This window comes from Halomonas campaniensis (genome assembly GCF_002211105.1).
GTDB classification, from domain to species: Bacteria; Pseudomonadota; Gammaproteobacteria; order Pseudomonadales; family Halomonadaceae; genus Vreelandella; species Vreelandella campaniensis_A.
The window spans coordinates 107,628-118,826 of sequence record NZ_JPUA01000022.1 but is presented as its reverse complement, the minus strand read 5'-3'; the positions used below and the strand labels follow the sequence as shown (position 1 = coordinate 118,826).

Below are 11,199 nucleotides of genomic sequence, written 5' to 3'. Positions count from 1 at the left end.
ATTATGTTTCGTCATGAAAAACACCCCAATCGTTGGATGAGCGTCCAACTTTTGGGGTGCAGTTCAGCTTGGGTGCCTTTTAGTGAGCGCCTAATAAAAAACCCGCATCATTGATGCGGGTTTACTTGCTAGCACTATCGCGCGAGGTAGTTACGCGACGTCAAAGCGATCTGCGTTCATCACTTTCGTCCAGGCGGCAACGAAGTCTTTAACGAACTTCTCGTCGTTGTCGTCCTGGGCGTAGACTTCTGCGTAGGAGCGCAACAGCGAGTTCGAGCCGAATACCAGGTCAACGCGAGAAGCAGTCCACTTAACGGCGTCGGTTTGGCGGTCGCGAATCTCATAGGTGTTACTGCCGACCGGCTTCCAGCTGTTGCCCATATCGGTCAGGTTGACGAAGAAGTCATTGGTCAACTGGCCTTCACGGTCGGTAAATACACCGTGCTTGGTGCCGCCGTAGTTGGTGCCGAGCACACGCATACCGCCCAGTAGCACGACCATTTCGGGCCCTGTCAGCCCCATAAGTTGGGCGCGATCCAGTAGCAGTTCTTCCGGCTTCACTACATAGTCTTTCTTCTGCCAGTTGCGGAAACCATCCGCCAGCGGCTCTAGCGGCTCAAATGACTCACCATCAGTCATTTCGGCAGAGGCATCGCCACGACCTTTCAGGAACGGCACACGGACATCATAGCCCGCTGCTTTAGCGGCTTTTTCGATACCTACACTACCCGCTAGCACAATCACATCGGCAAGGCTGGCGCCGGTATCGGCAGAGATCTTCTCGTACACCGCCAGCACTTTGGCGAGGCGCGCAGGCTCGTTGCCTTCCCAATCCTTCTGGGGCGCCAAACGAATGCGGGCACCATTAGCACCGCCGCGCATATCAGAACCACGGTAAGTGCGTGCGCTGTCCCAGGCAGTGCTGACCATGTCACTGATGCTCAGGCCAGCTTCGGCGATTTTCTGCTTAACGACTTCTTCACTGTAGTCGGTGCTGCCAGCCGGGATGGGATCCTGCCAGATCAAGTCTTCAGCAGGTACTTCCGGGCCGATGTAGCGCGATTTCGGGCCCAGGTCACGGTGGGTCAGTTTGAACCATGCTTTAGCGAAGGTTTGCTTGAAGTACTCCGGATCCGCCATGAATTTTTCGCAAATGGCGCGGTAGGTCGGATCCATCTTCATGGCCATATCCGCATCGGTCATGATCGGATTGTGGCGAATAGAGGGGTCGCTGGCATCAACCGGTTTGTCCTCTTCCTTGATGTTCACCGGTTCCCACTGGTGAGCACCGGCCGGGCTTTTGCGCAGTTCCCACTCGTATCCAAACAGCAGGTCGAAATAGCCCATGTCGAACTGGGTGGGGTGAGTGGTCCAGGCGCCTTCAATGCCGGATGTCACCGCATTGCTCGCCTTGCCACCCATGGTCGGGTTACCCCAGCCGAAGCCCTGGTTTTCAACGTCAGAGGCTTCTGGTTCAGCCGACAGTGCTGCCGCATCGCCATTACCGTGGCACTTACCTACGGTGTGGCCACCGGCGGTAAGCGCTGCAGTCTCTTCGTCGTTCATCGCCATACGGGCGAAGGTTTCGCGTATCTGTTGGCCGGTCTTCAGCGGGTCGGGCACACCGTTAACACCTTCGGGGTTAACGTAGATAAGGCCCATCTGCACGGCTGCCAGCGGGTTTTCCATGGTTTCCGGCTTTTCAACATCGCCATAGCGCTCATCAGAAGGCGCCAGCCACTCTTTCTCATCGCCCCAGTAGATGTCTTTTTCGGGTTCCCAGATATCCACACGGCCAAATGAGAATCCGTAGGCGGGTAGGCCCATGGATTCGTAGGCAACGGTACCGGCCAGAATCATGAGGTCGGCCCAGCTGATCTTGTTGCCGTACTTCTTCTTGATCGGCCACAGTAGACGACGCGCCTTATCGAGGCTGACGTTATCCGGCCAGGAGTTGAGTGGTGCAAAACGCTGGTTACCGGTACCACCGCCGCCACGACCGTCAGCAAGACGGTAGGTGCCAGCAGAGTGCCATGCCATGCGGATCATCAGCCCACCGTAGTGGCCCCAATCCGCCGGCCACCAGGACTGACTATCGGTCATCAGCGCATGGACGTCCTGCTTGAGCGCGTCGAAATCGAGCTTTCTGACCTCTTCCCGATAGTCAAAATCAGCATCCATCGGGTTTGATTTGCGGTCTTGCTGGTGCAGGATATCCAGGTTTATCCCTTCCGGCCACCAGTCTTTATTCGACGTGCCCGTGGAGGTATTGCCACCATGCATTACAGGACATTTACCACTCATAGCTCTCTCCCTCTCACTTCATTTTGTGCTAGCTGCTTTTGTCTTGGTTGCATTCATCTTGAGCTACCAAGTCAACTGACGGTGAGCGTCCTTATCTGCGTGCTCAAACAGCAACGTGTGATCACAGAACGCTTCACTCACTTGGTACATTTTTAGCCCACAACCTTCATAGGCACAATTTACTTTTAGCGACCGATCTAATAGCTTTTATACATCGCTACTTTGCGTGCACTACCGTGACTCAAACTCTTCCGTATCGATGTCCGCTTGCTGCGCCTCACTGTAGCGCGCACCTGCCACTTGGCCTGGAGTCATCATGGCACTCAACTGAGACAAGGTAGTGACATCAAGGTGCAGTGTCTCTGCCGCTAAGTTTTCACGCATATGATCAGCCGAGCGAGTACCAGGAATGGGGATAATGTCCTGCCCCTGAGCCTTCAGCCACGCCAACGCCAGTTGCCCTGACGTAACGTTCAAGGCCTGCGCCAGCACCGCCAGGCGTTCAAATAGTTTTAAATTTTGCGGGTAGTTGTCGGCACTAAAGCGCGGCATATGTCGGCGCATATCGCCCTCTTCTAGGCGCGCCGGGTCTTTGATAGCGCCAGTTAAGAAACCACGCCCCAGCGGGCTAAACGCTACCAGAGCAACATCCAATTCTCGACACGCCTGAATCAACGCAATTTCAGGATTGCGCGTCCACAGCGAGTATTCTGACTGCACGGCAGCAATAGGGTACTCAGCCACCGCACGACGCAGCGTGATCGCTGATATTTCGGATAGCCCCACACCACCTATCTTGCCCTCTTCGACAAGGCGCCCCAGCGCCCCCACGCTCTCTTCGATGGGGATTCGGCGATCCAAGCGGTGCAGGTAGTAGAGATCCAAATGGTCGGTGCGCAGGCGCGCAAGGCTTGCTTCGCACTGCTTGCGCAGGGTTTCCGGGCGGCCATCAATCACCCGTTTGCCCGACTCAGGGTCCATCGCCATGCCACATTTACTGGCCAGAAAGAGCTGGTGCCGCTTGCCCTCCAGGGCGCGCCCGACCACCTTCTCATTGGCCGTGGCGCCATACAGGGTGGCGGTATCGAAGTGGCGATAGCCCATATCGAAGGCCTCATCCAGCGCCCGTAGGGCTGCGCTTTCCGGCACGATACTGCCGTAACCGTGGGAGAGGTTCATACAGCCCAGACCAATCGAAGGGGCGTTTACGGCATTAAGGCGCTGAAAGAAGCTCGACATAAGGTTTCCCATCGTAAAAAGAACCGTTTTATTACGTTTCACCGCCAAACTGCAACGCGGCTAAATGACGATAGAGCGCGCTGGTGGTGATCAATTCCGCGTGGGTGCCCGCCGCGACTAGCTTGCCGCCATCAAGCACCAGTAAGCGGTCAGCAGCAATAACCGTCGCCAGCCGGTGGGCGATCACGATACTGGTGCGCCCGACCATTAACCGATCCAGCGCCTGCTGTACCAGCCGCTCGCTCTCCGCATCCAAGGCGCTGGTGGCTTCATCCAACAGCAGCACGGCGGGATCTTTAAGCAGTGCCCGGGCGATGGCGAGCCGTTGACGCTGGCCACCGGAGAGCTGCACCCCACCGGGGCCCAGGGGCGTGTCAAAACCTTGGGGCAGCGCGTCGATAAAGTCGAGGGCACTGGCGTCCTGAGCGGCAGTGCGCAATCTCTCGATATCCGCTTCAGCGTCTCCGTAACGCAGATTCTCGGCCACCGAGCCGCTAAACAGCACTGGCTCCTGGGCTACCAACCCCATAGCATTGCGTAAGGCGGCAAGATCTAGCGTACGGACATCCCTATCATCCAAGGTAATGCGCCCCTGGCTGGGGTCATAAAAGCGTAGCAGCAGCGCCAGCAGCGTGCTTTTACCTGCCCCGGAAGGCCCCACCACCGCTACTCGTTCTCCCGGCTTGATATGCAGGTCAAACCCGTTCAGCGCTGGGGTTTCCCGACCCGGGTAGATAAACGTGACGTTCTCCAGGGTAATCTCACCACGTGAAGGGCTTGGCAAGCTCTGCGGATTTACCGGCGACTGGATAGCGGGCTGCGTATCGAGCAGCTCCAATAAGCGCTCGGCAGCTCCTGCCGCGCGCTGCACATCCCCGGCTACCTCGGCCAGGGTGGCAATAGCCCCTGCTGCCAGCACGGCGTAAAAGATAAACGCCGATAGCTCGCCCGCACTCATGGTGCCGTCTAGCACCGCCTGACCGCCCTGCCAGAGCATTAAGCCAACCGCCGTAAACACCACTAGCATGGCAACACCGGTTAACCAAGCGCGCTGCTGGGTGCGCTCTACGGCGCTGCCAAAGGCCTGTTCTACCCGCTGGCCATAGTGGGTTTTATCCACCGCCTCGTGGGTAAATGCCTGAAGCGTTTTAATCCCGCTCAGCGCCTTCTCAGCATAGCGACCTAATTCGGCCACGCGATCCTGACTGGTGCGGGAAAGCCGCCGCACCCGGCGGCCGTACCACACGATAGGTAGCAGCGTGGCGGGGATACCTATCAATACCATCGCCGAGAGCCACGGTTGGGTGACCAGCATGAGCACCACGGCCCCCACCAGCATGACCAGATTACGCAGCGCCAGCGATACCGAGGAGCCAAACAGGCTCTGCAGTACGCTGGTGTCCGCCGTCAGGCGTGAGGCGATCTCCCCGGCGGCGCGGCCGGCGCTTGCGCTCTCGAAAAAGCTTGGCTCCAAGGTGAGTAAATGATCAAACACCCGCTGGCGCAGGTCGGCGGCCAAGCGTTCGCCAATCCAGGTAACTTGGTAGTAGCGCAGTGCAGAGGCCAGCGCCAGCACCGTAACCACGGCCAGCATTAAACCTAGCGATTGGGCCAGTGCCTGCTCATCCGAGGCCAAAAAGCCCTGATCAATCACCAACCGCAGCCCATTACCCAGCAGCAGTACGCTACCCGAGGCCATCAGCAACGCTAACCCCGCTAACGCTAAGCGAGTTTTGTAAGGGCGAAGTAGTCCCAACAGGCGCAGCAGTACCCGGGGGTTAGGGCGTTGATTCATGGTAGCAATTGCTCAACAGTGAAGGCGTTATCCGACCATAGCAGGAGTGTCGAAAGCATGCAGCTAGGGATATATAGCGCCGGACAAAAAAAGCCCGCGAATAATCGCGGGCTCAGTGCTCAATCTCTCTTAATCATTCGTTTCTAGTTAGCTTGCCCTCACCTAATCAATCAGCGGCAGCAGCGCATTTAAGCTATCCCGGGCATCGCCGTAGAACATGCGCGTGTTGTCCTTGAAGAACAGCGGGTTCTCGATACCGGAGTAGCCAGTTCCCTGGCCGCGTTTGCTGACAAACACCTGCTTGGCTTCCCATACCTTCAACACCGGCATACCGGCGATAGGGCTGTTGGGGTCTTCTTCGGCCGCAGGGTTCACGATATCGTTGGAGCCAATCACGATCACCACGTCGGTGGTGGCGAAATCATCATTGATCTCATCCATCTCCAGCACGATATCGTAAGGCACCTTGGCCTCCGCCAGCAGCACGTTCATATGCCCTGGCAAGCGCCCCGCGACCGGGTGAATACCAAAGCGCACGGTCTTGCCCGAAGCACGCAGTTTGCGCACCAGATCACTCACCGCGGTTTGCGCCTGGGCCACCGCCATACCGTAACCCGGCACGATGATCACGCTATCGGCATCGTTCAGCGCACTTGCCACGCCGCCGGCATCAATGGCCACCTGCTCGCCTTCGATCTCCGCCGCGGGCCCTTGGCTACCGCCAAAGCCACCTAAAATCACGTTAACGAAGTTACGGTTCATCGCCTTACACATGATGTAAGAGAGAATCGCACCGGATGAGCCTACCAGCGCACCGGTCACAATCAGCAGATCGTTGGAAAGCGTGAAGCCGACAGCGGCAGCCGCCCAGCCGGAGTAGCTGTTGAGCATTGAAACCACCACCGGCATATCGGCGCCACCAATGCCCATAATCAGGTGGTAACCGATAAAGAACGACAGCGCTGCGAGCACAATCAACGTCCAGAAGCCCGCACCGTTGAGGTACAAAATGGCTAACAGCAGTGACAGCACCGCCGCTCCGGCGTTAAGCAGATGCCCACCGGGCAGTTGGCGCGGTTTACCATCCACTTTACCGGCCAGCTTACCGAACGCCACCACCGAACCAGTGAAGGTCACTGCACCGATAAAGATAGCGAACACGACTTCAATCTGTAGAAAAGTAAGCTCGTCAGGCGCCTTGGTGGCGACCAGCGCGGCAAACGCAGAAAATTCCTGCATAACGCCATCGGCTGCTTGTGCCGCCAGTACCCGGCGGCGCTCTAAATCCGCGCTCCAGGCCACAAACACCGCGGCCAAGCCAACAAAGCTGTGCAGCGCTGCCACGAGTTGCGGCATTTCGGTCATCTCGACCTTGCCCGCCACGTAGACGCCGATACCGGCACCAATGACCATCATCGGGATCAGCCACCAGTAGCCACCGATACCCGGCCCTAAGGAGGTGAAGAACACCGCCAGCGCCATGCCCACAATGCCGTACCACACGGCCCGCTTGGCTTTCTCCTGGTTACTCAAGCCGCCCAGCGACAGAATAAACAGTACGCTTGCCGCGATCGCCGCGGCAGATACGAATCCTTGACCTAACATATCGTCTCTCCGCCGCTTAGGATTTTTGGAACATGGCCAGCATCCGGCGTGTCACCAGGAAGCCACCCACGATATTGATTGACGCGATAAGCACCGAGATTGATGCCAGCACGCCCACAATGGCGCTGCCGGAGCCAATCTGCAGAATCGCCCCCAAAATAATGATGCCCGAAATCGCGTTAGTCACCGCCATCAGCGGTGTATGCAGCGAGTGACTGACGTTCCAGATCACCTGGAAGCCGATAAAGCAGGCCAGCACAAAGACAATAAAGTGCTGCATAAACGACACCGGAGCCACTTGCCCCAACAGCAGCATCAGCGCACCACCGACGGCCAACAGGCCCACCTGGCGCTTGGTTTGTGCTTTGAAGGTAGCAAGCTCGGCGGCTTTTTTCTCCTCCGCCGTGGGCTCTTTCTCTTTCTTCTTCGGCTTAGCGGCCGCAATCGCTTTGACTTTGGGCGGCGGTGGCGGGAAGGTTATTTCACCCTCGTGAGTCACCGTGGCGCCACGGATCACATCGTCTTCCATATTGTGATTGATCACCCCGTCTTTCTCGGGGGTTAGATCGGTCAGCATATGGCGGATATTGGTGGCATAAAGCAGCGATGCTTGGGTGGCCATGCGCGAAGGGAAGTCGGTATAGCCGACCACCACAACGCCGTTATCCGATACCACGCGCTCATCGGGCTTGGTCAGGTCGCAGTTGCCGCCCTTCTCAGCCGCCAAATCGATAACCACCGAGCCGGGCTTCATGGCCGCAACCATGTCTTCCAGCCACAGCTTGGGCGCGGGACGACCAGGAATTAGCGCGGTGGTAATCACGATATCCACATCCGGCGCCTGCTCGCGGAAGCACTCAAGCTGCTTTTCGCGAAACTCCGGGCTTGAGGGCGAGGCGTAGCCACCGCTTTCAGAACCATCCTGGCTCTCGTCAAAATCGAGGAACAGGAATTCCGCGCCCATGGATTCAATCTGCTCAGAAACCTCGGGGCGTACGTCAAAGGCGCGCACCACGGCGCCCAGGCTGGTGGCGGTGCCGATCGCCGCTAAGCCCGCCACGCCTGCACCGATCACCAGCACCTTGGCAGGCGGTACTTTACCCGCAGCGGTAACCTGGCCAGTAAAGAAGCGGCCAAAATTGTTGCCCGCTTCAATCACCGCCCGGTAACCGGCGATATTGGCCATGGAGGAGAGTGCGTCCATCTTCTGAGCACGCGAGATACGCGGCACCATATCCATGGCAATCACGGTGGCGCCCTGGGCCTTACACTTCTCCAGCAGCGCTTCGTTTTGCGCTGGCCAGAAGAAGGCAATCAGGGTTTGGCCTTTGCGCAGCCGCTCGGCTTCTGCATCAGAGGGCTCGCGGACTTTAATGACCACCTCGGCGTCGTTCCAGAGCGCATCCGCTCCTTCCACCACGGTAACGCCCGCCTCACGATAAGTGTCGTCATTAAAGCCCGCCGCCAGGCCTGCGCCGCTCTCTACCAAGCACTCGTGGCCCAGCTTCTGGATCTGCTTGGCGCTCTCGGGGGTTAGCGCAACACGCGCTTCCCCCCGGGCACTCTCTTTCGGTGCACCTATTTTCACTCGCGTTCTCCTTTGTTTTTTTCTGCTGCTGTTACCTTCCTACAGCGCCGCCACATAGCGGTTGGGCACTGCCCATTTTCGACCTTCGTCATAACGCCTGTTAGCAGTCTAGGATCTAACGGGGCGGCTGCCAGATACTATTCAACCTTTGATTCAACTGGGTTGTTTAACTACAACATGGGCTGATTGAGGCTTCAAGCCCCACCCAAAAGCGCGAGAAAACTACTTCCAAAGTACCACAGGCAGTTGGCTCTACCAGTGCTTTACTGAAGAAGCGGGCATGGCAATAACGCTTAACCGCTAATGGTACCCACACCAACATAGGTAGTAACACTTGTAACGACAGTTGCAATACCGCTCACGACAATATGCTTAACAACGCAGGAGAGTTCCTTATGTGGACGAAACCGACCTATCAAGATATACGCCTTGGCTTTGAAGTAACGCTCTATATCTCTACCCGCTAACTTCTACATCATTGAGTCGTGCCCCCTGTCTATATCAACCCGCTCATACTAGGCAGGGGCTTTCACCGCAGCACCAACTTAAGAGGCCAGCTTATGCAGGTGATAGTTCTTGGGGCTGCCGCAGGGGGCGGTTTTCCTCAGTGGAATTGCAACTGCCCGAACTGCTTCCACGCTCGCCAAGGCAGCAGTGACCATCAACCGCGCACTCAGTCATCCATTGCGTTAAGCGTTGATGGCAAACGGTGGTTGCTATGTAACGCCTCCCCTGACATTCGCGCCCAGCTCAACACCACCCCGGAATTATGGCCTAACGAACTGCGTGGCAGCGGTATTCGAGGCGTGCTGCTGGTAGATGCCCAGATCGACCACGTCACCGGACTACTTTCCCTAAGAGAGGGCTGTCCGCTGGATGTATGGTGCACTCCCAATGTGCATAACGATTTATCTACTGGGTTTCCACTGTTCCCGATGCTGGAGTACTGGGGCGGGCTGTGCTGGCAGCCGGTTGGATTGGAAGATCATCAGGATGTTGTCGAGTTTTCGATTCCCTTCCTGCCGGACATCGCGCTTACCGCCTTTGCGCTACACAGCAATGCCCCGCCCTACTCACCACGGCGCGGCGCTACTTCCTGTGGCGATAATTTAGGATTGTACATTGTCGACCGCCGCAGCGGTAAGTCGCTGTGCTACGCCCCTGGGCTTGGCAACCCCACGCCACTGGCTATGCGCTTTTTACACGCCGCCGATGTGGTGATGGTGGACGGCACCCTGTGGGAAGACGACGAAATGCAGGCACTAGGCGTTGGCACCTCAACAGGCCATCAGATGGGGCACCTCGCGCTCAATGGCAACGGCGGCATGTGTGAGCTACTTAGCGACCTACCCAGCAGCACGCGGCGCATTTTAATTCATATCAACAACACCAACCCGATTTTAGACCGCACCAGCGAGGCGGCAAAAACACTTCAGGACGCAGGCATCGAAACAGCCTACGACGGTATGCAGCTCACGCTATAACCCTGTCGCCAATAGCTCTTGTTTTCCAGAACCGGTGTTTAGCCACTATAACGATTAGGAGATTGACCATGGCGCTAACAGCGATAACGCCCTGTGCTTCTGACATCCCGCTCAATCGGGAGGCGTTCCGTGAAGCGCTGATGAATAAAGGGCAGTACTACCACCTTAACCACCCTTTTCAGCAGGCGATGGCCAACGGCGAACTTAGCCAAGAACAATTGCAGGGCTGGGTGGCTAACCGCTTTTACTACCAGCTAATGATTCCCCAAAAAGATGCCGCGCTTCTGGCCAACTGCCCGGATACAGCCACCCGCAGGCGATGGGTGCAGCGCCTGCTAGACCACGACGGCCACGCTGGCGATGAGGGTGGGATTGAAGCCTGGCTGGCCCTCGGTGAAGCAGTGGGCTTACACCGCCATACGCTGCTCTCCCAGGAGCGCGTGTTACCCGGCGTGCGCTTTGCAGTCGATGCCTACCGCCACTTTGTCGCCCGAGCGCCCTGGCAGGAGGCGGCGATCTCATCGCTTACCGAGCTGTTTGCGCCGCTTGCCCACCAAAACCGCCTGGATACCTGGCCCCAGCACTACCCGTGGATTAAAGAGCAGGGCTATCGCTACTTTCGCAAGCGCCTCAGCGAAGCCCGCCGAGACGTCGAGCACGGCCTGGAAATCGCCATAAGCGTGTGCACGACGGTGGCGCTGCAGCAACGTGCGCTGAACATCCTGCAATTCAAGCTTGATGTGCTGTGGAGCATGCTGGATGCCATGACCATGGCCTATCAGTTAGGCCGTCCGCCTTACCATACCGTTACCCGTGAAGCGGTGTATCACCGTGGGCTTGAGCACTCACTTTACTAGACCTTGATTGACGAGCGTTGGGGGAATTCAACATGGCACAGCAAGATATTTACCAACTGCGACGCGGCTGGCGGTTACAGTGGGAAGCCATTCAGGGCTGCCACGTCATTCTTTACCCCGAAGGTATGGTCAAGCTCAGCACGACTGCCGGAGCGATTCTTGAACAGGTCGATGGCCACCAATCCGTCGCCGACATTATCGCCACCCTACAGCGGCGCTACCCAGACGCGGAGACCTTAGCAGACGACGTCGTGCAGTTTATCGAGGAAGCACGCGCCAACGGCTGGCTAGCCGTGAAGGAGGTTCACTGTGGCTGATAAAAACAGG

At 57.5% G+C, this 11,199-nt stretch carries 9 protein-coding genes; 4 read left to right on the top strand and 5 right to left on the bottom strand.

Features of this window, described 5'->3' with window-relative positions; all coding sequences use genetic code 11:
* Positions 1-150: 150 nt before the first annotated feature.
* The 5 genes from katG to JI62_RS07960 all read right to left on the bottom strand — a co-directional run bounded on the left by katG (position 151) and on the right by JI62_RS07960 (position 8,531).
* On the bottom strand, positions 151-2,304 hold the full coding sequence (gene katG, locus JI62_RS07980; RefSeq protein WP_088699641.1) for a catalase/peroxidase HPI: 2,154 nt from the start codon (positions 2,302-2,304) through the stop codon (positions 151-153).
* Between the two features lie 231 nt (positions 2,305-2,535).
* Positions 2,536-3,543 carry an aldo/keto reductase gene (locus JI62_RS07975; protein ID WP_088699640.1) on the bottom strand — a complete coding sequence of 336 codons (1,008 nt, stop codon included), beginning with the start codon at positions 3,541-3,543 and terminating at the stop codon, positions 2,536-2,538.
* Between the two features lie 31 nt (positions 3,544-3,574).
* Positions 3,575-5,338: an ABC transporter transmembrane domain-containing protein gene (locus JI62_RS07970; protein ID WP_088699639.1), complete on the bottom strand. Its 1,764-nt coding sequence runs from the start codon at positions 5,336-5,338 to the stop codon at positions 3,575-3,577.
* A gap of 162 nt (positions 5,339-5,500) precedes the next feature.
* Complete coding sequence (locus JI62_RS07965) at positions 5,501-6,943, bottom strand: NAD(P)(+) transhydrogenase (Re/Si-specific) subunit beta (RefSeq protein WP_088699638.1); 1,443 nt, start codon at positions 6,941-6,943, stop codon at positions 5,501-5,503.
* Positions 6,944-6,959: 16 nt separating this feature from the next.
* Positions 6,960-8,531, bottom strand: a complete 1,572-nt coding sequence (locus JI62_RS07960; RefSeq protein ID WP_088699637.1) for a Re/Si-specific NAD(P)(+) transhydrogenase subunit alpha — start codon at positions 8,529-8,531, stop codon at positions 6,960-6,962.
* 395 nt (positions 8,532-8,926) lie between these two features.
* Here JI62_RS07960 and pqqA point away from each other — a divergent pair, with 395 nt between their 5' ends.
* The 4 genes from pqqA (at position 8,927) to pqqD (ending at position 11,189) form a co-directional block, all read left to right on the top strand.
* Positions 8,927-8,998 carry a pyrroloquinoline quinone precursor peptide PqqA gene (gene pqqA, locus JI62_RS07955; RefSeq protein WP_088699655.1) on the top strand — a complete coding sequence of 24 codons (72 nt, stop codon included), beginning with the start codon at positions 8,927-8,929 and terminating at the stop codon, positions 8,996-8,998.
* Between the two features lie 93 nt (positions 8,999-9,091).
* The gene (gene pqqB, locus JI62_RS07950; protein ID WP_088699636.1) at positions 9,092-10,015 is read left to right on the top strand and encodes a pyrroloquinoline quinone biosynthesis protein PqqB; all 924 of its coding nucleotides are present in this window, start codon (positions 9,092-9,094) and stop codon (positions 10,013-10,015) included.
* A gap of 68 nt (positions 10,016-10,083) precedes the next feature.
* Positions 10,084-10,872 (top strand): pyrroloquinoline-quinone synthase PqqC, encoded by a 789-nt coding sequence (gene pqqC / locus JI62_RS07945; protein WP_088699635.1) that lies wholly within the window; start codon positions 10,084-10,086, stop codon positions 10,870-10,872.
* Between the two features lie 32 nt (positions 10,873-10,904).
* Positions 10,905-11,189, top strand: a complete 285-nt coding sequence (gene pqqD, locus JI62_RS07940; RefSeq protein WP_088699634.1) for a pyrroloquinoline quinone biosynthesis peptide chaperone PqqD — start codon at positions 10,905-10,907, stop codon at positions 11,187-11,189.
* The last annotated feature ends 10 nt before the right edge of the window (positions 11,190-11,199 follow it).

What these genes read in the sequence shown, in the direction of transcription:
- pqqB (WP_088699636.1), top strand. Translation starts at nt 9,092, where the DNA reads ATGCAGGTGATAGTTCTTGGGGCTGCCGCAGGGGGCGGTTTTCCTCAG.
- JI62_RS07975 (WP_088699640.1), bottom strand. Translation starts at nt 3,543, where the DNA reads ATGTCGAGCTTCTTTCAGCGCCTTAATGCCGTAAACGCCCCTTCGATT.
- JI62_RS07970 (WP_088699639.1), bottom strand. Translation starts at nt 5,338, where the DNA reads ATGAATCAACGCCCTAACCCCCGGGTACTGCTGCGCCTGTTGGGACTA.
- pqqC (WP_088699635.1), top strand. Translation starts at nt 10,084, where the DNA reads ATGGCGCTAACAGCGATAACGCCCTGTGCTTCTGACATCCCGCTCAAT.
- JI62_RS07965 (WP_088699638.1), bottom strand. Translation starts at nt 6,943, where the DNA reads ATGTTAGGTCAAGGATTCGTATCTGCCGCGGCGATCGCGGCAAGCGTA.
- pqqD (WP_088699634.1), top strand. Translation starts at nt 10,905, where the DNA reads ATGGCACAGCAAGATATTTACCAACTGCGACGCGGCTGGCGGTTACAG.
- katG (WP_088699641.1), bottom strand. Translation starts at nt 2,304, where the DNA reads ATGAGTGGTAAATGTCCTGTAATGCATGGTGGCAATACCTCCACGGGC.